Below are 24,094 nucleotides of genomic sequence, written 5' to 3' on the forward strand. Positions count from 1 at the left end.
GGCGGTGTGTCAGTCACCATCAGTATTGCCTATTCCACCGCTTTCGCGAGCAAGCCCGCTCCCACATTAGGTTTTGTGGCGTGGTTTAAAGCGCTTATTTGATCGGTCGCCAGGTGAAGGGGTAACGGTAAGCCACGCCCTCATTCGCCTTGACGCCGCCAATGATGGTCAGCACCACCGCAGCGATCACCAGCAAGCCGAACAGCGGGATGCCGATCAATAGGAACATCAGCGGGATACAGATCGTGGCCGCTACCGCCACGGTGATCTGGAAATTCAGCGCTTCCTTGCCCTGCGCGTCGATGAACGGGTCCTGCTCGCGCTTCATCTGCCACAGGATCAGCGGCCCGATCAGGCTGCCGAACGGAAACCAGTAGCCAAGAAACGCCGACAAATGACAGAACATCGCCCATTGCCTGACTTCCTGGCTCGGTGCGGGTGCGGGTAGCTGGTCGTCATTCATGGCGCTCTCCTTATCCTGGAATGAATTCGAATAGTCAGTCGGCCAACGCAGCGTTCTGCAGATCGAAAATATCGTTCATGCCTTTCTTCGCCAGCTCCAGCATCGCGTTCAGCTCTTCAGGCTGGAACGGCGCGCCTTCAGCGGTGCCCTGCACTTCGATGAAACCACCGGTGCTGGTCATCACCACGTTCAGGTCGGTCTCGGCAGCCGAGTCTTCCAGGTAGTCCAGATCCAGCACTGGCTCACCCTGGTACATGCCCACGGACACAGCAGCAATCATCTGCTTGAGCGGGTCACCGCCTTTCAGGCCGCCGCGCTTCTTGATCACTTTCAAGGCGTCGACCAGCGCAACCATGGCGCCAGTGATCGAGGCGGTACGCGTACCGCCGTCGGCCTGGATCACGTCGCAGTCGACGTACAAGGTCACATCGCCCAGCTTGGACATGTCCAGCGCAGCGCGCAGGGAACGACCGATCAGACGCTGGATCTCCAGCGTACGGCCGCCTTGCTTGCCGCGACTCGCTTCACGCTGGTTACGCTCGCCAGTGGCGCGCGGCAGCATGCCGTATTCAGCGGTCAGCCAGCCTTGGCCCTGACCCTTGAGGAAGCGTGGCACACCGTTTTCGACGCTGACGGTGCAGATCACCTTGGTATCACCGAACTCGACCAGTACAGATCCCTCGGCGTGTTTGGTGTAGTTGCGGGTAATGCGGATCGAGCGGAGCTGATCGGCAGCGCGACCACTTGGACGTTTCATAGAGGAACACCTGTACGGAGGACGGAAATCTGCCGAGCATTATAGGGCGACCAGGCGCGCCTGGGCACTTCTAAAAAAAACGGGCGACGAGCGAGGGCTCTGAACCGGGCTCTGCGACGACCTGCTGCGCTTTGTCACACGCGCCATTTGGGAGCATCCGCCGCACTGCGCTACAATCCTGCGCCTTTGCAGCCTGTGGGCTTTAATTCATCTAATCAGGTCCGTTGAGCCCGCGGGGTTCGGCGCCGGCCTGAATCGCGAGGTACCTCCATGGTGCACAGCATGACCGCCTTCGCCCGCGTCGAAAAAGCCGGCAGCCAGGGCACCCTGAGCTGGGAGCTGCGTTCGGTCAACAGCCGTTACCTGGAACCGCACCTGCGCCTGCCAGAGTCCTTTCGCGACCTCGAAGGCAACGTGCGCGAAGCGCTGCGTCAGGGCCTGTCGCGCGGCAAGCTCGAATGCACGCTGCGCTTCACCGAAGAAACCGCCGGCAAACCGCTGCAAGTCGACCGCGAACGCGCCGCGCAACTGGTCGCCGCCGCCGAGACCGTCGCCAGCCTGATAAAGAATCCTTCAGCCCTCAACCCGCTGGAAGTGTTGGCCTGGCCTGGCGTGCTGGTTGCCGACGCTAGCGACCCGCAAGCGCTCAACGCCGAGGCGCTGGCCCTGTTCAATGACGGTCTCAAGGAACTCAAGGCCGGCCGCGAGCGCGAAGGTGCGGAGCTGGCCCGACTGATCAACGAACGCCTGACGTCGATTGAAGAAGACGTGGTGACCCTGCGCGAACTGGTTCCGCAGATGCTCGCCACCCAGCGTCAGAAGGTGCTCGACCGCTTTGCCGACATGAAGGCCGAGCTCGACCCGCAGCGCCTGGAACAGGAAATGGTCATGCTCGCGCAAAAAAGCGACGTCGCCGAAGAACTGGACCGCCTGAGCACCCACATCATTGAAGTTCGCCGCGTACTCAAGTCCGGCGGCGCTGCCGGCCGACGCCTCGACTTCCTGATGCAGGAGCTCAACCGCGAAGCCAATACACTGGGCTCCAAAGCCTTCGACCCGCGCAGCACCCAGGCTGCGGTCAACCTCAAAGTGTTGATCGAGCAGATGCGCGAACAAGTGCAGAACATTGAGTAAGGCTACCCCGACATGACCCACAGCACTGGCACCCTGTACATCATTTCCGCCCCGTCCGGCGCTGGCAAAACCAGCCTGGTCAAGGACCTGATCAACGATCTTCCACAGATCCGTCTTTCGATCTCGCACACCACCCGCGCCATGCGCCAGGGCGAAGTGGACGGAGTGAACTACCACTTTGTCGACCGCACCCAGTTCGTGAAGATGATCGAGCACGGCGACTTCCTGGAGCGCGCCGAAGTGTTCGGCAACCTCTATGGCACCTCGCAAAGCCACCTGCAGCAGACCCTGGATGAAGGCCACGACCTGATCCTGGAAATCGACTGGCAAGGTGCCGAACAGGTGCGCAAGTTGATGCCGCATGCGCGCTCGATCTTCATTCTGCCGCCCTCCCAGGAGGCCTTGCGCCAACGCCTGCACGGCCGTGGCCAGGACAGCCACGAGATCATTGAAGGCCGGATGCGTGAAGCGGTCAGCGAGATGAGCCACTACGTCGACTACGACTACCTGATCATCAACGATGATTTCAACCAGGCGCTGGAAGACCTGAAAGCGATTTTCCGCGCCAATCAGCTGCATCAGAAACGTCAGCAACAGCGTTTCGGTAAATTACTTGCCGAATTGCTGGGCTGAATCAGCTCTTCCCAAAACCGCTGCAAGGGCTTTACATTGGTACTTGCAGCGCGTTGAAGGGCTTGGTTAAAAAAACAGCGCTTCCCTAATCGCTGGTGATTTTTTAAACTGTTGAGTCCGCTCGCCCAACCGGGCAGCGCGCATATTGCATTCGCTCCGAGGAATACCATGGCCCGCGTAACCGTTGAAGACTGCCTAGAACACGTGGAAAACCGCTTTGAGCTGGTCATGCTCTCTACCAAGCGTGCCCGTCAACTGGCCACCGGCGGCAAAGAGCCTCTGGTCCAGTGGGAAAACGACAAACCTACCGTTGTGGCCCTGCGTGAAATCGCTGAAGGCCTGATGAGCTACGAGTTCATCGCCAATGCTGAAATCGTCGAAGACGAACCGCTGTTCGCAGCGTTCGAGGACGAGTCCAACGAGGCCGTCTAAGTCCATGCCTGGTCGACGTAGTACGGCGCGGGGTCACAGCCATCGGCAGGAGTCATCATGCCGAGCATAGACGCCCTCGCCGAACGCTTATCGACCTACCTCGGCACCGACCAGGTCAACCTGGTCCGCCGAGCGTACTTCTACGCCGAACAAGCCCACGATGGCCAGCGCCGCCGCAGCGGCGAGGCGTACGTCACGCACCCGTTAGCGGTCGCGAACATTCTTGCCGACATGCACATGGACCATCAGAGTTTGATGGCCGCGATGCTGCATGACGTGATCGAAGACACCGGTATTGCCAAGGAAGCGCTCTCTGCGCAGTTTGGCGAAACCGTGGCCGAACTGGTCGACGGGGTCAGCAAACTGACCCAGATGAACTTCGAGACCAAAGCCGAAGCCCAAGCCGAAAACTTCCAGAAAATGGCCATGGCCATGGCGCGCGACATTCGCGTGATCCTGGTCAAACTGGCCGACCGCCTGCACAACATGCGCACACTGGAAGTCCTGTCCGGTGAAAAGCGCCGGCGGATCGCCAAGGAAACCCTGGAAATCTACGCGCCCATCGCCAACCGGCTGGGCATGCATGCCATCCGCGTAGAATTCGAAGACCTGGGCTTCAAGGCCATGCACCCGATGCGTTCCGCGCGGATCTACCAGGCGGTCAAGCGCGCCCGGGGCAATCGCAAGGAAATCGTCAACAAGATCGAAGAATCCCTCAGCCACTGCCTGGCCATCGACGGCATTCAGGGCGAGGTCAGCGGTCGCCAGAAACACCTCTACGGCATCTACACGAAAATGCGCGGCAAGCGCCGGGCCTTCAACGAGATCATGGACGTCTACGCGTTCCGGATCATCGTCGACAAGGTCGATACCTGCTACCGCGTGCTCGGTGCTGTGCATAATTTGTACAAACCGTTGCCGGGTCGCTTCAAGGATTACATCGCGATTCCCAAGGCCAACGGCTATCAGTCGCTGCACACCACGCTCTTCGGCATGCACGGCGTACCGATCGAAATCCAGATCCGCACCCGTGAAATGGAAGAGATGGCCAATAACGGCATCGCCGCCCATTGGCTGTACAAATCCAGCGGCGACGAGCAGCCAAAAGGCACTCACGCCCGCGCCCGCCAGTGGGTCAAGGGCGTGCTGGAAATGCAGCAACGCGCCGGTAACTCGCTGGAGTTCATTGAAAGCGTGAAGATCGACCTGTTCCCGGACGAGGTCTACGTGTTCACGCCAAAAGGCCGGATCATGGAGCTGCCAAAAGGCTCCACGGCGGTCGACTTCGCTTACGCGGTGCACACTGACGTCGGCAACAGTTGCATCGCCTGCCGGATCAACCGCCGCCTGGCGCCGCTGTCCGAACCGCTGCAAAGCGGCTCGACGGTCGAAATCGTCAGCGCTCCGGGCGCACGGCCGAACCCGGCGTGGCTCAACTTCGTGGTCACCGGCAAGGCCCGCACGCATATTCGTCACGCGCTGAAACTGCAGCGCCGCTCCGAGTCCATCAGTCTCGGCGAACGCCTGCTGAACAAGGTGCTCAACGGCTTCGACAGCTCGCTGGAAAAAGTCCCGGCCGAGCGCATCAAGGCGATGCTCAACGAATACCGCCTCGAACTGATCGAAGACCTGCTCGAAGACATCGGCCTGGGCAATCGCATGGCCTACGTCGTCGCCCGCCGCCTGCTTGGCGAAGGCGAACAGTTGCCAAGCCCGGAAGGTCCGCTGGCGATTCGCGGCACCGAAGGCCTGGTACTCAGTTACGCCAAGTGCTGCACGCCGATCCCGGGCGACCCGATTGTCGGCCACCTGTCTGCCGGCAAAGGCATGGTCGTGCACCTGGACAACTGCCGCAACATCAGCGAAATCCGCCACAACCCGGAAAAATGCATCCAGCTCTCGTGGGCCAAGGATGTCACCGGCGAATTCAATGTCGAACTGCGCGTCGAGCTGGAACACCAGCGCGGCCTGATTGCCTTGCTGGCCAGCAGCGTCAACGCTGCCGACGGCAACATCGAAAAAATCAGCATGGACGAACGCGACGGTCGTATCAGCGTGGTCCAACTGGTGGTCAGCGTACACGACCGTGTACACCTGGCCCGCGTGATCAAGAAACTGCGCGCCCTGACCGGGGTGATTCGCATCACCCGCATGCGTGCCTAGCTCGTCCATCCAGCACCCCATTACAAGGAGTCATACATGACCAAGACTGTTATCACCAGCGACAAGGCCCCGGCCGCCATCGGCACTTACTCCCAAGCGATCAAGGCTGGCAACACTGTCTACATGTCCGGCCAGATCCCTCTCGATCCAAAAACCATGGAACTGGTCGAAGGCTTCGAAGCCCAGACCGTCCAGGTGTTCGAGAACCTGAAAGCCGTGGCTGAAGCCGCTGGCGGTTCGTTCAAGGACATCGTCAAACTGAACATCTTCCTCACCGACCTGAGCCACTTCGCCAAGGTCAACGAGATCATGGGCAAATACTTCGACCAGCCTTACCCAGCGCGCGCCGCCATCGGCGTGGCCGCCCTGCCAAAGGGTTCGCAGGTTGAAATGGATGCCATCCTGGTCATCGAGTAATACGCACGGCGCAGCCCCTCGGGCTGCGCCGACTTCGTTCTGTAAGGATCTCCTCATGCGCAAAGCGCTAGCTCTCTCGTTGCTCGCGGTGTTTCTCGGTGGCTGTGCCAGCAACCCTGCCGACCGCGACATCAGTGGCACCTGGATCAACCAGTCGGCAATCAATGCGGCGGCCAAGGGCGGCCCGCTGCGCGAAGCACTGCAAGCCTATGGCCCGAACCTGGAGTGGGACGTCAACACCAAGGCCGGCCAGGCGCGCTACACAAACGGCTTCGAGAACGTCGAAGGCAAAATGCTCGGCGAGAAATCCGACGCCTGGAAAGTCGAGTTTTATGGCAGCGCTGCCACCGAATTGAAGCGCGACGGCAAACAGTTACACCAAGTGGCCAACGACAACGAGCCTGAGCAACTGTTTGACCGCGCCAAAGACATCGCCCCCGAAGGCGCGCCGATTGGTGCCAGCTTCGAGCGTGCGCTGTACTCAGCCTATCTGGGCGGTAGCTGGAAGATCGTCAACGGTCCTGGCGAAGGCAGCACCGTGCAGTTCCAGGCCGATGGCGCCGTTCAAGGTCTGCCCGGTGCTGACCGCTACGCGCTGTGCCTGGCGGGCGACTGCGCGTCCATGAGCGGCGGCCACGACACCGTCTGGCTGCAACTGAGCGGCCAAGGCAACCCATGGATCTTCACCCGCAACGGCAAACAGATGGAGATCTTCCAGGCAGTCAATGGCGCCCAGGCGGACGAAGTCCCTTCGTTCACCCCTGGCAATCGCCAATGGACACTGGAAAAACAGTGATCCTGCTCTAACTGCAACGAAGATCCAATGTGTGCGGGCTTGCTCGCGAAGGCGGTGTAACAGTCAACCAAGATGTTGAATGTTATGACCTCTTCGCGAGCAAGCGAACGTCGCCCGGCCCTTCCCACAGTTGTTTTGTGGTGTGTGAAAGTCAGCTGCGACCTTCGAGAATCGCCGCATAGCCTTCGCGGTAGCTCGGATAACGCGGCGTCCAGCCCAACGCTTTAGCGCGAGCGTTGCTGCAACGCTTGCTGCCCGTACGGCGCACGCTGGCATCCTCCGACCATTCGGTCACCCCAAGGTACTCGCGCAACCAGCCCACCACCTCCGCCAACGGCGCGGGCGCGTCGTCGACGCCGATATAGCAGTCATCCAGCGCCTCGTCGCGTTCGGCACGCAGCAACAGGAACGCCAACAACCCGGCCGCGTCATCCACATGAATCCGGTTGGCATACAGCGGCGGATCAACCGCGACGCGATAGCCTTGCCGCACTTGGCTCAACAGCCACTCACGGCCCGGGCCGTAAATCCCGGTCAGGCGCACCAGACTCGCAGGAATGCCGCTGTTTGATGCGATCTGCTCGGCTTCCAGCATCACTCGCCCGGAATAGCCGGCCGCTTGAGTCGGCGACGTTTCATCGATCCATTCACCGTTCTGCTGCCCGTACACGCTGCTGCTGGAGACAAACAGCAAGCGTTTCGGTTCCTGACCGTAGTCGTTCAGCCATTCCAGCACATGCTGCAAGCCCTGGACATAAGCGGCGCGGTAACCGGCTTCATCGTGATCGGTGGCGGCCGCGCAATACACCAGGTAATCCACCGCACCAACGGGCCAGGTCGCCGGGCAGTCTTCATTGAACAAGTCGCCGGCAACGCCAATAACGCCCTCGGGCAAGCGCGAGATGTCACGCCGCAAGCCATGAACCTCCCACCCCGAGGCCAACAGTTGAGTGGCCAGACGGCCGCCGACATCGCCACAACCGGCAATCAAAACAGAAGGCGCGGACATCAAAATTCTCCCATCAGAAAGGTACAGGCTAGCCTTGGTATTGGACACGCGGCTAGCAATCAAAGAAAAAAAGAGACTCTATTACTTTTGTTAACAAGAATTACTTGCAATAATGCCCGCCACTTTTGTTCTCGGCCCACGAGGCCTGGAAGGACATTAAACCCTCTTCTTCTCTTAGGTCCGGCCAGCATGACACGTAATTCACTCTCCGCTTCGCCAACCACGCTTGCTCGTCCCACTCGCGCCCTGAGCGCGGTCGCCGCGCTGCTGTTCAGCCTGCTGCTGGCCCCGACCGCTACCTTCGCCGTCGAGCCCACCGCCACTGCACCGGCTGCAACAGCCTCCGCGCCCGCCGCTGCTGATCACGCTGATCACGCAGCCCCGGTCGTGACGCCTGTCGCCACCAACCCGGCACTGGCCACCGAAGACGCCGCCACTGACGCACCCGAAGTCCTCGAAGCCGACAACTCCCTGGGCATGGCCCATGACCTGTCGCCGTGGGGCATGTACCAGAACGCCGACATCATCGTGAAAATCGTGATGATCGGCCTGGCCATCGCCTCGATCATCACCTGGACGATCTGGATCGCCAAGGGCCTTGAGCTGCTGGGCGCCAAGCGTCGTCTACGCGGTGAAATCGCCAGCCTGAAAAAAGCCACCACCCTTAAAGAAGCCAGCGCCAGTGCGGCCAAGGAAGGCACCCTCGCCAACCTGCTGGTCCACGACGCCCTCGAAGAAATGCGCCTCTCGGCCAACAGCCGTGAAAAAGAAGGCATCAAGGAACGCGTCAGCTTCCGCCTCGAGCGTCTGGTGGCCGCCTGCGGCCGCAACATGAGCAGCGGCACCGGCGTGCTGGCCACCATCGGCTCCACCGCGCCGTTCGTGGGTCTTTTCGGCACCGTGTGGGGCATCATGAACAGCTTCATCGGCATCGCCAAAACCCAGACCACCAACCTCGCCGTCGTCGCCCCCGGCATCGCCGAAGCCCTGCTGGCTACCGCGCTGGGCCTGGTGGCGGCGATTCCTGCGGTGGTCATCTACAACGTCTTCGCCCGTTCCATCGCCGGCTACAAGGCCCAGGTGTCCGATGCTTCGGCGCAAGTCCTGCTGCTGGTCAGCCGCGACCTCGACCACCTGCCGCCCGAGCGCATCCCTTCGCAACCGCACATGGTCAAAGTAGGGTAATCCGCCATGGGCTTGCATTTAAAGGAAGGCGCAGACGACGATCTCGCCGAGAACCACGAAATCAACGTCACGCCGTTCATCGACGTGATGCTGGTGCTGCTGATCATCTTCATGGTCGCCGCCCCGCTGGCCACCGTGGACATCAAGGTTGACCTCCCCGCCTCGACCGCCAAACCGGCACCGCGGCCAGAGAAACCGGTGTTCCTCAGCGTCAAGGCCGACCAACGCTTGTACCTGGGCGAAGACGAAGTCAACGCCGAAACCCTCGGCGCGACCCTCGACGCGCGAACCCACGGCAAGAAGGACACGACCATCTTCTTCCAGGCCGACAAAGGCGTGGACTACGGCGACCTGATGCACGTGATGGATGCCCTGCGGGCCGCCGGCTACCTGAAAGTCGGTCTGGTCGGACTTGAGACGGCAGCCAAGAAATGATCACGACGCGCCAAAAGCTGACGCGTTACGGCGCTAGCCTGGTCGTGGTGCTGGGCGTCCACGCGGTCGCGATTTTGCTCGCGCTCAACTGGAAGTCCTCGCCGCCGGTCGAGTTGCCGCCGATGGCGATGATGGTCGAGTTGGCGCCGCTTCCGGCACCGCCACCACCGGCACCGCCCAAGATCGTAACGCCGCCGCAACCACCGACCCCGGTCGAAGAGCTGCCGCTGCCGAAACTCGCGGAAGCGCCAAAGCCGACGATCTCGGTGCCCAAGCCGGTCAAACCCAAGCCCAAGCCTCAACCGCCCAAGCCGGTGGAGAAAAATCCCGAGCCGCCGAAGGAAAAACCGGCCGAGGAAAAACCCAGCGACACACCGCCGACCAACACTCCGACGGAGAAATCCGCGCAACCTGCCCCAGGCCCGACGCTGGCGCAGTCTGCGGCCAAGGAAAGTTGGCAAGGCACACTGCTGGCGCACCTGGCCAAGTACAAGAAGTACCCGCCGGCTGCTCAATCGCGTGGCAAGGAAGGCTTGAACCGTCTGCGCTTCGTGGTCGACGCTCAAGGCAACGTGCTGTCTTACGAGCTGGTCGGTCGCTCCGGCAACGCCGATCTGGACCGGGCCACCCTGGAAATGATCCGCCGCGCCCAGCCACTGCCCAAGCCACCGGCCGACATGCTGAAGAACGGCTCGATCGAAATCGTCGCACCGTTCGTGTACTCCCTGGAAAAAGGCCGCCGCTAAGTACAAATGCAAAACCCTTGTAGGAGCCGAGCTTGCTCGCGATAGCGGTGTGTCAGTCAACAGAGATACTGAACATGATGGCCTCATCGCGAGCAAGCTCGGCTCCTACAGGTTCTGCGGCGGCCAGAGAATCTGCAAAAGGCACCGAAAGGTGCCTTTTGCATATCCGCCAGCGCCAAACATGCATTGCCCAGTGTCGCTCTCCGCCCTCTGTCTGATAACGTGCGTCTATCGATTGCAGCCGGTATGCTTGGCCGCATCATCATGGACGCCCGCTATGACCCTCACAGAATTACGCTACATCGTCACCCTCGCCCAAGAGCAGCATTTCGGTCACGCGGCCGAGCGTTGCCACGTCAGTCAGCCGACCCTGTCGGTGGGCGTGAAAAAACTTGAAGACGAACTCGGTGTGCTGATTTTCGAGCGCAGCAAAAGCGCGGTGCGCCTGACCCCGGTTGGCGAAGGCATCGTCGCCCAGGCCCAGAAAGTCCTTGAACAAGCCCAAGGCATTCGTGAACTGGCCCAGGCTGGCAAAAACCAGCTGACCGCCCCGCTGAAAGTCGGCGCGATCTACACCGTCGGCCCGTACCTGTTCCCGCACCTGATTCCACAACTGCACCGGGTCGCCCCGCAGATGCCGTTGTACATCGAAGAAAACTTCACCCACGTGCTGCGCGACAAACTGCGCAACGGCGAGCTGGACGCGATCATCATCGCCCTGCCGTTCAACGAAGCCGACGTGCTGACCCTGCAACTCTACGACGAACCGTTCTACGTCCTGATGCCGGCCCAGCACCCGTGGACCGAAAAAGAATCCATCGACGCCAGCCTGCTCAACGACAAGAGCCTGCTGCTGCTCGGCGAAGGTCATTGCTTCCGCGATCAGGTGCTCGAAGCCTGCCCGACCCTGGCCAAAGGCAACGACGGCGCCAAACACACCACCGTCGAATCCAGCTCGCTGGAAACCATTCGGCACATGGTCGCCTCCGGCCTGGGCATCTCGATCCTGCCGCTCTCGGCCGTCGACAGTCACCACTACTCGCCCGGCGTGCTCGAAGTGCGCCCACTGTCGCCGCCCGTGCCGTTCCGCACCGTCGCCATCGCCTGGCGCGCCAGCTTCCCGCGGCCGAAAGCGATTGAAATCCTCGCGGACTCGATCCGCCTGTGCTCGGTGGCCAAGCCGCCAGCGGTTGCGGGGTAAGCAGTAGCAATGGCTGAGCTGTCGCAAGTGTCGGTCACGGCACTCAAGGGTGTCGGCGAAGCCATGGCCGAAAAACTCGCCAAGGTCGGCCTGGAAAACCTTCAGGACGTACTGTTCCACCTGCCGCTGCGTTATCAGGATCGCACCCGCGTGGTGCCGATCGGCCACTTGCGGCCGGGTCAGGACGCGGTGATCGAAGGCACCGTCAGCGGCGCCGACGTAGTGATGGGCCGGCGCCGCAGCCTGGTCGTGCGCCTGCAGGACGGTACCGGCGGGCTCAGCCTGCGCTTCTACCATTTCAGCAACGCGCAAAAGGAAGGCCTGAAACGCGGCACCCGCGTGCGTTGCTACGGCGAGGCCCGGCCCGGTGCGTCGGGGCTGGAAATCTACCACCCGGAATACCGCGCCATCACCGGCGACGAACCGCCGCCGGTGGATGAAACCCTGACGCCGGTCTACCCACTCACCGAAGGCCTGACCCAACAGCGGCTGCGCCAACTGTGCATGCAAACCCTGACCCTGCTCGGCCCCAGCAGCCTGCCCGACTGGCTACCGCAAGAACTGGCGCGGGACTACCAACTGGCACCACTGGCCGACGCGATCCGCTATTTGCATCACCCGCCCGCCGATGCCGATGTCGACGAACTCGCCCTCGGTCATCACTGGGCGCAACACCGTCTGGCTTTCGAAGAACTGCTGACCCATCAGCTGTCGCAACAACGCCTGCGTGAAAGCATGCGCGCGCTGCGAGCGCCGGCCATGCCCAAAGCCACCCGGCTGCCGGCTCAATACCTGGCCAACCTCGGCTTTCCGCCGACCGGCGCGCAGCAACGGGTGGGCAATGAAATCGCTTACGACATGAGCCAGCACGAACCGATGCTGCGGCTGATTCAGGGCGACGTCGGCGCCGGTAAAACCGTGGTCGCCGCCCTCGCCGCCTTGCAAGCACTGGAGGCCGGTTATCAAGTGGCGCTGATGGCGCCCACCGAAATCCTCGCCGAGCAGCACTTCATCACCTTCAAGCGCTGGCTCGAACCGCTGGGTCTGGAAGTCGCCTGGCTGGCCGGCAAGCTCAAGGGCAAGAACCGCGTCGCCGCGCTGGAACAAATCGCCAGCGGCACGCCGATGGTGGTCGGCACTCACGCCTTGTTCCAGGACGAAGTGCAGTTCAAGAACCTCGCGCTGGTGATCATCGACGAACAACACCGCTTCGGCGTCCAGCAACGGCTGGCGCTGCGGCAGAAAGGCGTGGGCGGGCGGATGTGCCCGCACCAGTTGATCATGACCGCCACGCCGATTCCGCGCACCTTGGCGATGAGCGCCTACGCCGACCTCGACACCTCGATCCTCGACGAACTGCCGCCCGGCCGAACCCCGGTCAACACCGTGCTGGTCACCGACACGCGCCGGGTTGAAGTCATCGAGCGAGTGCGCGCCGCGTGCGCCGAAGGGCGGCAGGCGTATTGGGTGTGCACGCTGATCGAAGAGTCGGAAGAGCTCACCTGCCAGGCCGCCGAAACCACCTATGAAGACCTCACCGCCGCCCTCGGCGAGCTGAAGGTCGGCCTGATTCACGGGCGCATGAAACCCGCCGAGAAAGCCGACGTCATGGCCCAGTTCAAGGCCGGCGCATTGCAGTTGCTGGTGGCGACCACGGTGATCGAAGTCGGCGTCGACGTGCCCAACGCCAGCCTGATGATCATCGAAAACCCCGAACGCCTGGGCCTGGCGCAACTGCACCAGTTACGCGGTCGCGTGGGCCGGGGCAGCGCCGCCAGTCACTGCGTGTTGCTCTACCATCCGCCGCTGTCACAGATCGGCCGGCAACGCCTCGGTATCATGCGTGAAACCAACGACGGTTTTGTGATCGCCGAAAAAGACCTCGAACTGCGCGGCCCCGGCGAAATGCTCGGCACCCGCCAGACCGGCCTGCTGCAATTCAAGGTCGCCGACCTGATGCGCGACGCCGACCTGCTGCCGGCCGTGCGCGACGCGGCCCAGGCATTGCTGGAGCGTTGGCCGCATCACGTCAGCCCGTTGCTCGACCGCTGGCTACGACATGGGCAGCAATACGGCCAAGTGTGAGCAGTGTCTCAGTTTCTGGGCGATGGTTTTAAACAAGCTGGTTATACTCCTGCAATTGTTTGAAAACGGACACATACCATGACCGAAGTTGCCCTCGCACCCGAAGCCCCGCACGCCCCGTCTGTTATCCGGATGCTGCTCGGCAAGCTGGGCATCAGCTACGCCGAAGTGCTCGACCGCCCGGGCCTCAACCCCGCCCGCAAGGTGCAAGCGGTGTTGGTCGATGACGCTGTCGGCGCGCTCATGGTGCTGTTCCCGCAGAGCCAGTTGCTGGACCTCAACCGCCTCGCCGAACTCACCGGCCGCCGGCTCACCGCCGTGCCGACCGAACGCCTGGAGCGCATGCTCGGCAAACACAACCTGAGTTTTCTGCCCGGCCTGCCGGCGCTCACCAGCTCGCCGTGCCTGTATGAAGAAAGCCTGCTGCGCGAACCGCAGTTGCTGATCAACTCGGGTGAGACAGGCGTGCTGCTGGAAATCACCAGCGAAGACTTCAAGAGCATGCTGACCAAGGCCAGCGCCGCGAACTTCGGCGAAGCCCTGAGCAGCATTCGCCCGAACCTCGACCGCCCCGACGATGACCGCGAGGAAATCACCCAAGCGGTGCAGGCCTTCACGGCGCGACGCATCCAGCAACGCCTGGAAGCGACCATAGAGATTCCGCCGCTGGCCGAAACCGCACAAAAAATCATCAAGCTGCGGGTCGACCCCAACGCCACCATCGACGACATCACCGGCGTCGTCGAAACCGACCCGGCGCTGGCCGCGCAAGTGGTGAGCTGGGCGGCGTCGCCGTACTACGCGTCGCCGGGCAAGATTCGTTCAGTGGAAGACGCGATTGTCCGCGTGCTGGGTTTCGATCTGGTGATCAACCTGGCGCTGGGCCTGGCCCTGGGCAAAACCCTGAGCCTGCCCAAGGACCACCCGCAACACACCACGCCGTACTGGCACCAATCGATCTACACCGCCGCCGTCATCGAAGGCCTGACCCGCGCCATGCCGCGCGCCCAGCGCCCGGAAGCCGGCCTGACCTACCTCGCCGGCCTGCTGCACAACTTTGGCTACTTGCTGCTGGCCCACGTCTTCCCGCCACACTTCTCGCTGATCTGCCGCCACCTGGAGGTCAACCCGCACCTGTGCCACAGCTTTGTCGAGCAGCACCTGCTGGGCATCAGCCGCGAACAGATCGGCGCGTGGCTGATGCGCTACTGGGACATGCCGGATGAACTGGCCACCGCGCTGCGCTTCCAGCACGACCCGAGCTACGACGGCGACTACGCCGAATACCCGAACCTCGTCTGCCTGGCCGTGCGCCTACTGCGCAGCCGTGGCATCGGCTCCGGCCCCGACGAAGAAATCCCCGACGCCCTGCTCGACCGCCTCGGCCTCTCCCGCGACAAAGCCGACGACGTCGTCAGCAAAGTCCTCGAAGCCGAAGTCCTGCTGCGCGAACTGGCCTCGCAGTTCACCCAGTCCTAAAAAAACCCGCCTGACATTCAATCCAGTGTCGGGCGGGCTTTGATGAGATATCTCAGTGACAAACTTTTGTGGCGAGGGGGCTTGCCCCCGTTCGGCTGCGAAGCAGTCGCAAACCCAGAAAGCACGTTGTGCCTGACACTACATGGTTTCAGGTTTTAGGGCCGCTACGCAGCCCAACGGGGCGATGCGGCGTTCCGACAAGCCCCCTCGCCACAGTAAATCCCATCGCCACACAGGTTCACACCCACCTCACGCCTTAGCCTTCCTCGGCTTCAAATACTTGGTCAACCCCTGGAACCACATCACCAGCGCCGGGTTGCCCTTGATCTGAATCGACTTGTCCTGAATCCCGGTCATGAACGCCAACTGCTTGTTCTTTGCCTGCATCGTGGCAAAGCCGTAAGCAGCATCTTTAAAGGCAATCGCAAACGCCGGCTCGGCATACACCCCAGCCTTACTGGTAATGCGCTGATCCTTCACCACGAAGTGCCGCGCCACCTTGCCGTCCAGCGTCTGCAACTGGAACACCAATTCTTTATCACCCAACTGCTGCTGAAACGCCGGATTGGTCCGACTGGCCTTTCGCATCAGCAAGCCCATCACCCAGAGAAGAAAACGAAATTTCATGCTCAAGCCCCAAAAGAAAAATGAACGCTGGCGCAGTGTAGCGGCTTAAACCCAGAACGCCACCGTTGCGCAGCGTTGACAGAAGATGAAGCGCTTTTTAAGCACGATGACCACCAAGTCACACTTATCAAAGCCCACCACATCCCCCCTGTAGCAGCTGCCGAAGGCGGCGTTCGGTCTGGGCCGCATCCGGACGCAGCGGTCGTAAAACCAGACAACCCGATCTCGGCTTCATCCCCGCCCCAATTGGCCTCGGACATTTCCTTCAAGTTGTAGCGGTGTTCGGTAACTACCCGGGCCTGCGGGTCAGGGCTAGTCTCACCCTGTCACCAAAAAACGGTGACACGGACGTGCAAGTCCGGGATCGGCACACAATCGGTTATGGCTATTCATCGAGCGTTTTCTTATGCTCGCGAATCGTTATGGCGGCTGTGTGTGGGAGGCCTTCGGGTCTGCCGGTTTGCCGATTCCGGTCTTGCACACCTATACACAGCTGCCACCTCATTCGAAGTGCGAGCGAAATGGTGTTAGCTCCTAATATCGGTACTAATCCAATGTTCAAACAAACACCAAATCCACCAGAAGACCCAACCACCTCCCCCTACGAATCCATCGATTCGAAAAAACTCCACGAAGCCGCCGAACGCGCCCTCGACCATCACCTGGGCACGCCCCCGCCCAAAATCCACCTGGCCGACGCCCGCAAAGGCCAACTCTTCATCGTCGCACCCGGCGTCGACACCGACAGCCTCCTGGCCAACGCCTCCGAAGACATCGCCTCCATCAAAGCCATCGCCGGCGACCTCGCCTTCGAAATCGAAGGCTCCCGCCGCAACGTCGCCCTGGCGATCTACCGCATGGCCGAAGGCGCCCAACTGCTGATCGACCGCGCCATGGACAACCTCGACCCGCCGAATCCGGTGGAGTATCGGGTTAAGGTGTAAGCCTACCGAGGGGCACGACAACACTGGCGCGCCCCTCGGTGCCTCGCTAAATCGCGAAATCCGAAACCTCACTGAGCATCCAGCATTTACCACGCACGAATCGATACTCAACCAAGTAGTCGGTATCAGGCTTATTCAATATGGCCGTAGCGTGATCCCCACTCAGTTCTTTCACGCTTAACGCCAGACCCTCAGCCTCTCGGTGGGCGCGATCAGGCAAGAGCGGAAATTTAATCTGCTCTCCTCCCAATGCGCGCTTTTCCTGTCGCGGCTCGGGCTCAGCATCTACCGTCACCACAAATTGCAGAGGTCGCTGAGTAAAGGCTTTCTGAACAGCCGGGCTCTCCGAAAAAGAAGTGAGGAACACATTGAAGTCCGTAGAAGGGCAAGCAACCTCCGCCGTAGTAGTCCGAACGAACAGACCACATAGCAAACCCGCCAACAGCATCGCGAAATTACGGCTGCCCATAGGTGATCCTTTTCGCATCAGCATTCTGCTCTCGCAACGCCTTCGCAGTAACGCCGTAAGCCTCGATCAGTTCGCGATCAGAGCCCTTGGAACCGAACGAGCGAACGTTATTGCTGTAGGAGTAACTAACCAACTTTCCCGCCGTCGAGTAATAACCAAACCATTCAGGACAAGCACCGCACCCGCCGTACCCACCGATGAACACCAGGCTGCCCTTTGTCCCTTTCATACAGGCCATGGCTACCACAACGTTTGCCAACATCCGCGTACTTTTCCCGTCAGTGGTCAGCTGTGACACCCGCCCCACATCACGTCGCAGCACTTTGCCGTTGATGTTGATCGTCTGGTCAGAGCAGACCGGCAGGGGTTGAGCTTCGCCCTCTTCGACCGCAACAGATCGACAAGAAGAGACCAGCTCCACATCGACGCCGCCACACTGCAGAACATCATGCTGGGTATAGGCATCACTGGCAGCCAAAGCCCAGAGCGAGACCATTGCCAATGCACCGCCCACGAGAAAGCGCTTCACCATCAAACGCCGTCTCTTGGAATCCACGCGCCCATAGAAATCATTGCTCATTTGCATCACCAGCCTTGGCCATCCACATTGTCCTTGCTCAACGTCCGAACACCTTGAAACCCTACGTCGCCAACGATCAGGAGCCCTCGACCTTCAACAACCGAAATTAGTTGTTCGTAAACTCGTAATAGCGAACCCGATTACCCCTGACCATAGGCTTCCCGCTCACATCCACTTCAGTGTCAGCGGTAACTTTTTACACCAAAAGAGGACGCGTTTATTTACGATAAGGTAGCACTTCAATAAATCTCCTTTTACATTCACCTCGATTGATAATTCCTTCGCTCTGCGTGGGAATTCAGCCCGTGACGCTCTGCGTCACAAGAATTCGTAACCCGAACACATCATCACGACACACACTCAAGCGCCAGGACACACCTTCGGCTCGTCCATGTTCATGGGGTAGTTGTAGGGGTAACCGGGATAGCCCGGTGTGATGCCCGTGGCTGAGACACGCACCTGATCACAAGGCAGAAAGTGCACTTTCAAACTGCCTGGGTCATCGTATTGCGGGATATCCACAACGACTTTGTGACGCGTGTATTGCTTCTTCTGTTCCTCCATGCGTTTGGACCAAGCATCTGAGTAAGGACGTTCGGTCCAGGTTGCTGATGAGTAAGGATCAGGATCCTTCTCCCACTCAACAATCGCCCTCAACCCCGGCACCCAATGACGCGGGACCATGCCACAGCACACCTCACTGCCTCCACCCTGATGCGGCCCCACATTCCCACCACCGGCACCATTGACGCTAAACCAATTGATCGCCGCCGAGGTGTGGTTGTACCCCGTCACCGGCGCGGCCAGCATCTTCGACGGAGTGTTGCAGGCTGTCAGCGCCAGCAGGCTAAGCAGCAACGCTGCGTGTCTCATCAAGAAACCAGAAATATCGTCGACTCCTTCCCCTGATAGCAGGCCTCGTCTCGAGAACCTGAAGGTACACATGCAAAGAGCGACTCATCCAGAGCCGCCCTTTACATGTTGTGATTACACGTTCTTTTCAGACGACTTCAACTTGCCCGCCTGATCGGCCACCATGTCCAGCCAGCCACCGGGCTTGTCCTCGTCGTTCGCCGCTTTCGCCACCAAACCGGCCAGCGCGCCAACGTCCTTCTTGCGGGCCGCTTCCACTGCCTCGAGCGCCTGATGCGCAGCCAGGATCTTCTGCAACGCCGGGGTATTGGCCGTACTGGCCGTCAACGGTTTCAACGGTGGCAAGGCGGCAACCTTGGCCGTCATATCCCCCGGCGCCTTGGTGAATGACCGCAAAGAGTCGAGGTTGTCGAGCATCGGCAATGCGATACCGGTGAGCGGGTCGAAGGCGCTGATCTCTGGCAAATCCGACATACCGACTTTACCGCTGAGCACTGGCAGGGCCAGGGATGGCAAGAACAACCCCAACAGCATGCGCGGGTCCTTCTTCTTGATGCTCAGGCCAACGCTGGCCACGGCAATCCCCAGCCCCAGTACTCGACCGGCATTAGCCAGCAGCGACAGTTGCTTGTTCGACTCGTTGTCGAAGTGCACCAAACGGATGCGGAAGTAGTCGGTAAAAGGCTCACGCGGCACAATCCCGGAGGTGTTCATGAACCAGGCACGTGAGTCGTGAACCTGATCATCGAACAGGGCCACGATATCTTCCTGCCCTGGCTTCGGCTTGTTCGGCGCAGAGAACATTTTCTCGTAACGCAAAGTGCCCTCTTTGTGGAGGTAGGCGTACTCCTCTGCCTCGTCCTCTTCGTTGATCAGGTACACCGTTCCGCCAAGCAGCATGTCGATTACAGCCACACTCGTATGACCATCACCCACCAAACCCCACTCGCGGCGGTAATCGTGTCGGAATTCTGCGGCGGCACCAAGCAATTGACTTTGGTCGAGCGGCGGCTCAAAAGCCTTTTCCCAACGCGCTTTGTCGTACTTTTCCTGGCCGACGATTTGGATGTTCAGCTGATGTTCTTTTTCCTCGGCCTCGGTGTAAGTCGGCGCAGGTTTGCCCTCCGCAGCCGCCGTCGCTTCAGCTGTATGACGTTTTTCCAATGCTTTCCAGGCGTCCTGCTTGGCTTCAGGCATGTCCGGGGACACGTTTTTGAAGAAGTCACGCTGTGCGAGGCCACCAGCGTAGCGATCGATACGCCAGGCAGTAATGAGCGCCTGTTGCTTCTTGATCATGTCCTCAAGCGGACCGGCTTGGCTCGCGGCATCGCTCTGCCAGGCATTGAAGCGTTTGATGAGGTCGTCGGATACACTGAACTCATCGAATGTTTCAGCACTCATTGCCCGCCATGTTTCATGGACATCAGGCTGTAGTGCTAGTTGGGGTACCTGCAACGGCGCTCCCGCCATAAACGCTTCGGCGTACAGATGCTGCAAAGGAATCTGAGATAACAAATGGTCGGTACCGGCCATCGCTTTGCCTTGATCACCGGGCGGGTATCCACCACCCACATCCGAGTGCATACCAGGATAGAGATATTCGACGGTACCGCTGCGGTAGCTGGAAGGCTTACTTGTATCCCGCTGACCATCGGCGTTTTTTGGTCTACGGCGGATAGAGTCCAACGGAAAGCTGGCCCGCTGCTCATGCGCAGACACTAAGTGCACGCAGCGCTTCAGGAAGTGGCAGTCATCTGACAGGGATGTGTCCATACCCTGTTCTGCTGCCTCGTCGGGCAAGCGCATGGTGCCGTCAGCCCAGTCCATGTGCCCGGCAGCGAACGGAGCACTGTCTGCAAGCCCCACCGCCGCCACGGTGTCGCAGATACCGAGGAATTCAATGGAGATAGGCAACCCGGCGAAGCGATATTCCATCTTGCAATTACTGCCTTGGCAACGCGTAAGTGCCTGAAGCCAGTTGGCGAAAGCACGTGCCTCAGCAGCACCTCGAGAGAATCCATAAACGTACAAACGCATAGCCAAAATACGCGGCTTCTCGTCAGCATCACGGCGTTGGTTTAGGATTTTTTCCAGATCATCCATGTACGGACGCATGCCGGCTTCACGTTTTTTTTCGCCATTCTCCAGCAGGCCTGCGGTCACAACATTGCCGTACCAACAAGTAGCCATGGTATCTACCAGCGCTCGGGTATCGTCCAGTGAAAGAGGGTCTTGTCCCGGGATCGAGTCCTTTAACGCTGCAATCAACCGTGTTAGCCCCCAGTTGATTCGGTTCTCACCGCCGCTGGCACCAATCAGGCCACTATTTTTTGGTGTGAACTCGCGGATGTCGGGGAATACCGTTCCCACCCCAGGGCAGTAAAAACGATAGAAACCCTCTGCCTGGATAGTTGGATCGTCCCCCAAACTTGCATGAAAGATCCGCGCAATATTGCTGCACGATGACGGTATCGAGGCACTGTCAGCTTTATCGTTATTGTTGGTTCCATCGAACGCTAGCGTGATATGCAAAGTTTTACTACAGGGTGTCCCACTGTGCGTATCGCCCTTGGCCTCGAGTAGCTTACGTTGTTGGTTACCAAATGCAGTTCCGTCACGTTTCTGGCGCTTGATGTTTTCCGCAAGCTGTTTGGGATCTGTAGGCAGTCGCCTGCTTTGAGGAAAAGATGGAGCAACTTTTGCAACATCAGAGCTGGGTTTCCCTCCACTATTCATGGGTTCGGACATACCTTCGGCTCCTCCATATTCATCGGGTAGTTGTAGGGGTAACGGGGATCCCCCCGCTTGATATTGTCTGCAGAAACACGCACTTGGTCACACGGAAGAAAGTGGACTTTCAAGCTACCCGCTATATCGTATTTGGGGATATCAACAACAACCTTGTGACGTGAGTACTGTTTTTTATGTTCTTCCATGCGCGCTTTCCAAGCGTCGGAATAAGGTCGCTCGGTCCACTTACCATAGGAATATGGATCAGGATCTTTTTCCCACTCGACAATTGCCCTCAACCCTGGAGTCCAGTTACGCGGAACGATGCCGCAGCAGACTTCACTACCACCACCTTGATGAGGCCCAACGTTAGGTCCGCCAGCTCCATTGACTGTAAAGCGATTGATGGCCGCGGATGTATGGTTGTACCCAGTCACAGGTGCAGACAACATCTTCGATTCAGCCTGACAGGCACTCAATGTCAGCACGCCAATGAGTAACAGAAGAGCACGTACGCAACGCAAGTCTCGATAACCAGCAACTTCTGACAGATATCGCGTGGGCAAGCGTCGCTCCCACGAAAACTTGATTGGCCTCAACGCCGCGAAAAATCGCGCCTTGATGCCGGTATTTATGAGTGTGGACATACCTTCGGTTCCTCCATGTTCATCGGGTAGTTATAGGGGTAGCCCGGGGTACCGGGTTTTATGTTGCCCGCAGAAACACGTATTTGATCACACGGCAAAAAGTGCACTTTCAGGGTTCCTGCTACTGTGTATTGGGGAATTTCCACATCAACCTTGTGATGCGAGTACTGCTGTTTCTGCGCCTCCATCCGCTTCCTCCAAGCATCGGAGTAAGGACGTTCGGTCCACTTACTGGATGAATATGGATCAGGGTCCTTCTCCCACTCGACAATGGCCCTGAATCCTGGCGTCCAATTACGAGGAGCGACACCACAGCAGGTTTGCTTGCCACCACCTTGATGGGGTCCCAAATTCGGCCCGCCCGCCCCATTTACCGAAAACCGATTGATCGCCGCAGAGGTATGGTTGTAACCCGTCACCGGTGCGCCCAGCATCTTCGACGGTGCACTGCTACAAGCGCCCGGTGTCAGCAAACTCATGAGCAATACCAATCCACAAACACCCACAAATCCCATGCGGGCCATGTACCCGATCAAAGAGCCGGACATATCGTCGACTCCTTCATCTGGAAATACGCCCTATCGGGGTACTTGGGATTTGAAGGGGTGTAACAGGTCGTCGAAACACGCACCTGATCGCATGGCAGGAAGTGGACCTGCAACGCGCAGACCTTTTCGGTGTATTGAGGAATGTCGACAATTGCTTTGTGCCATGTGTATTTGGCGGCGTGAGCCCGATAGGCCTCTCGATAAGCATCGCTTCCAATTCGTGGCCAGTTGACCGACGCCCCACTATTCGGATCTTTCTCCCATTCAACGACGGCTTTCAGACCCGGAGTCCAAACACGAGGCAGCATGCCACAGCAAACTTCCGCCCCGCCGCCTAAGTACGGCCCCAAATTCGGCCCACCCGCCCCATTCACCGAAAACCGATTGATCGCCGCCGAGGTATGGTTGTAACCCGTCACCGATGCGCCCAGCATCTTCGACGGTGCACTGCTACAAGCGCCCAGCGTCAGCAAACTCACGAGCAATACAAATCCACAAACACCCACAAATCCCATGCGGGCCATAACGCTGATCAAAGAACCGGACATGTCGCCGACTCCTTCATCTGGAAATACGCCCTATCGGGGTACTTGGGATTTGAGGGTGTGTAACAGGTCGTCGAAACACGCACTTGATCGCACGGCAGGAAGTGGACCTGCAACGCGCATACTTTTTCTGCGTACATTGGAATTTCGACAGTTTCTTTATGATGAGAGTAACCAGAAGAATGGCGCTTATAGTCTTCTCTATCAATTTGACCATACTGATCACGCTTGAGTGACTCTCGTGGATTAGGGTCTTTGTCCCACTCGATAATCGTTCTAAGTCCCGAACTCCACTGAACAGGAATAACGCCGCAGCAGACCTCACTTCCTCCGCCTTGATGTGGTGGAATTCGAGGGCCGCCAGCACCGTTGATACTAAACCTGGTAATTTCGGCAGAGGTATGGTTGTAGCCAGTTACAGGTGCAGACACCATTTCAGGGCCAGCATGGCAAGCGCTCAGGCCCATCATGCTGACTAGTACAACCAATAACCGAACATGCTTCTTCAGCTTGCTGACTTGCTGCTTAATATTCAGCGTTGACGTGACCAGCATCTTCAAGGGCCCGCGATTAAATGCGCTCAACATCAGCGGCCTCACGAGCGATGCACATCCACGGGCACCAATAGTACTCACGTACACCACGTACTTGATCAAAGAACCGGACATGTCGTCGACTCCTTCATCTCGAAATACGCCCTATCGGGGTACTTGGGATTTGAAGGGGTGTAACAGGTCGTCGAAACACGCACCTGATCGCATGGCAGGAAGTGGACCTGCAACGCGCAGACGTTTTCGCCGTATTGGGGAATGTCGACAACGGCCTTATGACGCGAGTACGTTTGTGTGTGCTCGTTCATGCGCTTTGTCCACGCATCGGAGTAAGGGCGCTCACTCCATTTGCCGTAGGAGTAAGGGTCAGGATCCTTCTCCCACTCGACAATGGCCCTGAGGTCCGGTGTCCAAACACGAGGCAGCATGCCACAGCAAACTTCCGCCCCGCCGCCTAAGTACGGTCCCAAATTCGGCCCACCCGCCCCATTCACCGAAAACCGATTGATCGCCGCAGATGTATGGTTGTAACCCGTCACCGGTGCGCCCAGCATCTTCGACGGTGCACTGCTACAAGCGCCCAGCGTCAGCAAACTCACGAGCAATACAAATCCACAAACACCCACAAATCCCATGCGGGCCATA

26 protein-coding genes are annotated in these 24,094 nt (G+C 59.4%); 13 read left to right on the plus strand and 13 right to left on the minus strand.

Translation table 11 applies throughout. The features are described 5' to 3' along the window. Positions 1-94 precede the first annotated feature (94 nt). A complete protein-coding gene (locus AC3WK5_RS10230) occupies positions 95-463 on the minus strand; it encodes a DUF4870 domain-containing protein (protein ID WP_103314728.1) in 369 nt (122 codons plus the stop codon). Between the two features lie 34 nt (positions 464-497). Then, the gene (rph, locus tag AC3WK5_RS10235; protein WP_054594651.1) at positions 498-1,220 is read right to left on the minus strand and encodes a ribonuclease PH; all 723 of its coding nucleotides are present in this window, start codon (positions 1,218-1,220) and stop codon (positions 498-500) included. A gap of 270 nt (positions 1,221-1,490) precedes the next feature. On the opposite strand from rph, the gene AC3WK5_RS10240 reads away from it, so the two are divergent. The 6 genes from AC3WK5_RS10240 to AC3WK5_RS10265 all read left to right on the plus strand — a co-directional run bounded on the left by AC3WK5_RS10240 (position 1,491) and on the right by AC3WK5_RS10265 (position 6,795). Further along, positions 1,491-2,354: a YicC/YloC family endoribonuclease gene (locus tag AC3WK5_RS10240; protein WP_103314729.1), complete on the plus strand. Its 864-nt coding sequence runs from the start codon at positions 1,491-1,493 to the stop codon at positions 2,352-2,354. A gap of 12 nt (positions 2,355-2,366) precedes the next feature. Beyond that, a complete protein-coding gene (gmk, locus tag AC3WK5_RS10245; RefSeq protein WP_019694279.1) occupies positions 2,367-2,987 on the plus strand; it encodes a guanylate kinase in 621 nt (206 codons plus the stop codon). Between the two features lie 168 nt (positions 2,988-3,155). Further along, positions 3,156-3,419 (plus strand): DNA-directed RNA polymerase subunit omega, encoded by a 264-nt coding sequence (gene rpoZ / locus AC3WK5_RS10250; protein ID WP_003177259.1) that lies wholly within the window; start codon positions 3,156-3,158, stop codon positions 3,417-3,419. Positions 3,420-3,476: 57 nt separating this feature from the next. After that, entirely contained in the window at positions 3,477-5,582 is a 2,106-nt protein-coding gene (spoT, locus tag AC3WK5_RS10255) for a bifunctional GTP diphosphokinase/guanosine-3',5'-bis pyrophosphate 3'-pyrophosphohydrolase (protein WP_019694280.1), read from the plus strand. 36 nt (positions 5,583-5,618) lie between these two features. Then, on the plus strand, positions 5,619-5,999 hold the full coding sequence (locus AC3WK5_RS10260) for a RidA family protein (protein ID WP_003229509.1): 381 nt from the start codon (positions 5,619-5,621) through the stop codon (positions 5,997-5,999). Positions 6,000-6,054: 55 nt separating this feature from the next. Further along, the gene (locus AC3WK5_RS10265; RefSeq protein ID WP_054594653.1) at positions 6,055-6,795 is read left to right on the plus strand and encodes a hypothetical protein; all 741 of its coding nucleotides are present in this window, start codon (positions 6,055-6,057) and stop codon (positions 6,793-6,795) included. A 151-nt stretch (positions 6,796-6,946) separates the two neighbouring features. Here AC3WK5_RS10265 and AC3WK5_RS10270 read toward each other — a convergent pair whose 3' ends face one another. After that, positions 6,947-7,804 carry an NAD-dependent epimerase/dehydratase family protein gene (locus AC3WK5_RS10270; RefSeq protein WP_103314730.1) on the minus strand — a complete coding sequence of 286 codons (858 nt, stop codon included), beginning with the start codon at positions 7,802-7,804 and terminating at the stop codon, positions 6,947-6,949. A 189-nt stretch (positions 7,805-7,993) separates the two neighbouring features. On the opposite strand from AC3WK5_RS10270, the gene exbB reads away from it, so the two are divergent. The 6 genes from exbB (at position 7,994) to AC3WK5_RS10300 (ending at position 14,935) form a co-directional block, all read left to right on the plus strand. Then, positions 7,994-8,989, plus strand: a complete 996-nt coding sequence (gene exbB / locus AC3WK5_RS10275) for a tonB-system energizer ExbB (RefSeq protein ID WP_103314731.1) — start codon at positions 7,994-7,996, stop codon at positions 8,987-8,989. Positions 8,990-8,995: 6 nt separating this feature from the next. Then, the gene (exbD, locus tag AC3WK5_RS10280; RefSeq protein ID WP_054594656.1) at positions 8,996-9,424 is read left to right on the plus strand and encodes a TonB system transport protein ExbD; all 429 of its coding nucleotides are present in this window, start codon (positions 8,996-8,998) and stop codon (positions 9,422-9,424) included. Then, positions 9,421-10,170 carry an energy transducer TonB family protein gene (locus AC3WK5_RS10285; protein WP_103314732.1) on the plus strand — a complete coding sequence of 250 codons (750 nt, stop codon included), beginning with the start codon at positions 9,421-9,423 and terminating at the stop codon, positions 10,168-10,170. Before exbD ends, AC3WK5_RS10285 begins: the two co-directional genes overlap by 4 nt. 277 nt (positions 10,171-10,447) lie before the next feature. Then, the gene (locus AC3WK5_RS10290; protein WP_054594658.1) at positions 10,448-11,371 is read left to right on the plus strand and encodes a hydrogen peroxide-inducible genes activator; all 924 of its coding nucleotides are present in this window, start codon (positions 10,448-10,450) and stop codon (positions 11,369-11,371) included. Positions 11,372-11,380: 9 nt separating this feature from the next. Then, a complete protein-coding gene (gene recG, locus AC3WK5_RS10295; protein ID WP_054594659.1) occupies positions 11,381-13,456 on the plus strand; it encodes an ATP-dependent DNA helicase RecG in 2,076 nt (691 codons plus the stop codon). Between the two features lie 78 nt (positions 13,457-13,534). Continuing rightward, positions 13,535-14,935 carry an aminoacyl-tRNA deacylase and HDOD domain-containing protein gene (locus AC3WK5_RS10300; protein ID WP_103314733.1) on the plus strand — a complete coding sequence of 467 codons (1,401 nt, stop codon included), beginning with the start codon at positions 13,535-13,537 and terminating at the stop codon, positions 14,933-14,935. Between the two features lie 249 nt (positions 14,936-15,184). Here AC3WK5_RS10300 and AC3WK5_RS10305 read toward each other — a convergent pair whose 3' ends face one another. Then, a complete protein-coding gene (locus tag AC3WK5_RS10305) occupies positions 15,185-15,562 on the minus strand; it encodes an SCP2 sterol-binding domain-containing protein (RefSeq protein WP_103314734.1) in 378 nt (125 codons plus the stop codon). Positions 15,563-16,116: 554 nt separating this feature from the next. On the opposite strand from AC3WK5_RS10305, the gene AC3WK5_RS10310 reads away from it, so the two are divergent. Then, entirely contained in the window at positions 16,117-16,506 is a 390-nt protein-coding gene (locus tag AC3WK5_RS10310) for a DUF6124 family protein (RefSeq protein WP_103314735.1), read from the plus strand. A gap of 46 nt (positions 16,507-16,552) precedes the next feature. On the opposite strand, the gene AC3WK5_RS10315 is transcribed toward AC3WK5_RS10310, so the two are convergent. From AC3WK5_RS10315 to tli1a (AC3WK5_RS10355), 9 genes are all read right to left on the minus strand, one after another. Further along, complete coding sequence (locus AC3WK5_RS10315; protein WP_103314736.1) at positions 16,553-16,975, minus strand: hypothetical protein; 423 nt, start codon at positions 16,973-16,975, stop codon at positions 16,553-16,555. After that, positions 16,962-17,555, minus strand: coding sequence for a hypothetical protein (locus AC3WK5_RS10320; protein WP_256585104.1), 594 nt, complete (start codon positions 17,553-17,555; stop codon positions 16,962-16,964). Before AC3WK5_RS10320 ends, AC3WK5_RS10315 begins: the two co-directional genes overlap by 14 nt. A gap of 360 nt (positions 17,556-17,915) precedes the next feature. Then, positions 17,916-18,428: a Tli1a family immunity protein gene (gene tli1a / locus AC3WK5_RS10325; protein ID WP_103314737.1), complete on the minus strand. Its 513-nt coding sequence runs from the start codon at positions 18,426-18,428 to the stop codon at positions 17,916-17,918. 114 nt (positions 18,429-18,542) lie between these two features. Then, a complete protein-coding gene (locus tag AC3WK5_RS10330; protein ID WP_103314738.1) occupies positions 18,543-21,176 on the minus strand; it encodes a T6SS phospholipase effector Tle1-like catalytic domain-containing protein in 2,634 nt (877 codons plus the stop codon). Further along, positions 21,161-21,805, minus strand: coding sequence for a Tli1a family immunity protein (gene tli1a, locus AC3WK5_RS10335; protein ID WP_103314739.1), 645 nt, complete (start codon positions 21,803-21,805; stop codon positions 21,161-21,163). The genes AC3WK5_RS10330 and tli1a (AC3WK5_RS10335) overlap by 16 nt, the downstream gene beginning before the upstream one ends. After that, positions 21,790-22,353, minus strand: coding sequence for a Tli1a family immunity protein (gene tli1a / locus AC3WK5_RS10340; protein ID WP_256585105.1), 564 nt, complete (start codon positions 22,351-22,353; stop codon positions 21,790-21,792). The genes tli1a (AC3WK5_RS10335) and tli1a (AC3WK5_RS10340) overlap by 16 nt, the downstream gene beginning before the upstream one ends. Continuing rightward, complete coding sequence (tli1a, locus tag AC3WK5_RS10345; protein ID WP_492574148.1) at positions 22,338-22,901, minus strand: Tli1a family immunity protein; 564 nt, start codon at positions 22,899-22,901, stop codon at positions 22,338-22,340. The genes tli1a (AC3WK5_RS10340) and tli1a (AC3WK5_RS10345) overlap by 16 nt, the downstream gene beginning before the upstream one ends. Beyond that, the gene (gene tli1a / locus AC3WK5_RS10350; RefSeq protein WP_256585111.1) at positions 22,886-23,368 is read right to left on the minus strand and encodes a Tli1a family immunity protein; all 483 of its coding nucleotides are present in this window, start codon (positions 23,366-23,368) and stop codon (positions 22,886-22,888) included. The genes tli1a (AC3WK5_RS10345) and tli1a (AC3WK5_RS10350) overlap by 16 nt, the downstream gene beginning before the upstream one ends. Positions 23,369-23,550: 182 nt before the next feature. Next, positions 23,551-24,093, minus strand: coding sequence for a Tli1a family immunity protein (gene tli1a, locus AC3WK5_RS10355; RefSeq protein WP_371920843.1), 543 nt, complete (start codon positions 24,091-24,093; stop codon positions 23,551-23,553). Position 24,094 lies beyond the last annotated feature (1 nt).

Source organism: Pseudomonas sp. FW306-02-D09B, assembly GCF_058782685.1.

Coding starts and splice junctions, on each gene's coding strand:
- AC3WK5_RS10300 (WP_103314733.1), top strand. CDS start 13,535: ATGACCGAAGTTGCCCTCGCACCCGAAGCCCCGCACGCCCCGTCTGTT.
- AC3WK5_RS10305 (WP_103314734.1), bottom strand. CDS start 15,562: ATGAAATTTCGTTTTCTTCTCTGGGTGATGGGCTTGCTGATGCGAAAG.
- AC3WK5_RS10260 (WP_003229509.1), top strand. CDS start 5,619: ATGACCAAGACTGTTATCACCAGCGACAAGGCCCCGGCCGCCATCGGC.
- rpoZ (WP_003177259.1), top strand. CDS start 3,156: ATGGCCCGCGTAACCGTTGAAGACTGCCTAGAACACGTGGAAAACCGC.
- AC3WK5_RS10315 (WP_103314736.1), bottom strand. CDS start 16,975: ATGGGCAGCCGTAATTTCGCGATGCTGTTGGCGGGTTTGCTATGTGGT.
- recG (WP_054594659.1), top strand. CDS start 11,381: ATGGCTGAGCTGTCGCAAGTGTCGGTCACGGCACTCAAGGGTGTCGGC.
- gmk (WP_019694279.1), top strand. CDS start 2,367: ATGACCCACAGCACTGGCACCCTGTACATCATTTCCGCCCCGTCCGGC.
- exbB (WP_103314731.1), top strand. CDS start 7,994: ATGACACGTAATTCACTCTCCGCTTCGCCAACCACGCTTGCTCGTCCC.
- tli1a (WP_492574148.1), bottom strand. CDS start 22,901: ATGTCCGGTTCTTTGATCAGCGTTATGGCCCGCATGGGATTTGTGGGT.
- tli1a (WP_103314737.1), bottom strand. CDS start 18,428: ATGAGACACGCAGCGTTGCTGCTTAGCCTGCTGGCGCTGACAGCCTGC.
- rph (WP_054594651.1), bottom strand. CDS start 1,220: ATGAAACGTCCAAGTGGTCGCGCTGCCGATCAGCTCCGCTCGATCCGC.
- AC3WK5_RS10265 (WP_054594653.1), top strand. CDS start 6,055: ATGCGCAAAGCGCTAGCTCTCTCGTTGCTCGCGGTGTTTCTCGGTGGC.
- AC3WK5_RS10310 (WP_103314735.1), top strand. CDS start 16,117: ATGTTCAAACAAACACCAAATCCACCAGAAGACCCAACCACCTCCCCC.
- tli1a (WP_256585105.1), bottom strand. CDS start 22,353: ATGTCCGGCTCTTTGATCGGGTACATGGCCCGCATGGGATTTGTGGGT.
- AC3WK5_RS10270 (WP_103314730.1), bottom strand. CDS start 7,804: ATGTCCGCGCCTTCTGTTTTGATTGCCGGTTGTGGCGATGTCGGCGGC.
- AC3WK5_RS10285 (WP_103314732.1), top strand. CDS start 9,421: ATGATCACGACGCGCCAAAAGCTGACGCGTTACGGCGCTAGCCTGGTC.
- tli1a (WP_103314739.1), bottom strand. CDS start 21,805: ATGTCCACACTCATAAATACCGGCATCAAGGCGCGATTTTTCGCGGCG.
- spoT (WP_019694280.1), top strand. CDS start 3,477: ATGCCGAGCATAGACGCCCTCGCCGAACGCTTATCGACCTACCTCGGC.
- AC3WK5_RS10330 (WP_103314738.1), bottom strand. CDS start 21,176: ATGTCCGAACCCATGAATAGTGGAGGGAAACCCAGCTCTGATGTTGCA.
- AC3WK5_RS10290 (WP_054594658.1), top strand. CDS start 10,448: ATGACCCTCACAGAATTACGCTACATCGTCACCCTCGCCCAAGAGCAG.
- tli1a (WP_256585111.1), bottom strand. CDS start 23,368: ATGATGGGCCTGAGCGCTTGCCATGCTGGCCCTGAAATGGTGTCTGCA.
- AC3WK5_RS10240 (WP_103314729.1), top strand. CDS start 1,491: ATGGTGCACAGCATGACCGCCTTCGCCCGCGTCGAAAAAGCCGGCAGC.
- AC3WK5_RS10320 (WP_256585104.1), bottom strand. CDS start 17,555: ATGAGCAATGATTTCTATGGGCGCGTGGATTCCAAGAGACGGCGTTTG.
- tli1a (WP_371920843.1), bottom strand. CDS start 24,093: ATGGCCCGCATGGGATTTGTGGGTGTTTGTGGATTTGTATTGCTCGTG.
- exbD (WP_054594656.1), top strand. CDS start 8,996: ATGGGCTTGCATTTAAAGGAAGGCGCAGACGACGATCTCGCCGAGAAC.
- AC3WK5_RS10230 (WP_103314728.1), bottom strand. CDS start 463: ATGAATGACGACCAGCTACCCGCACCCGCACCGAGCCAGGAAGTCAGG.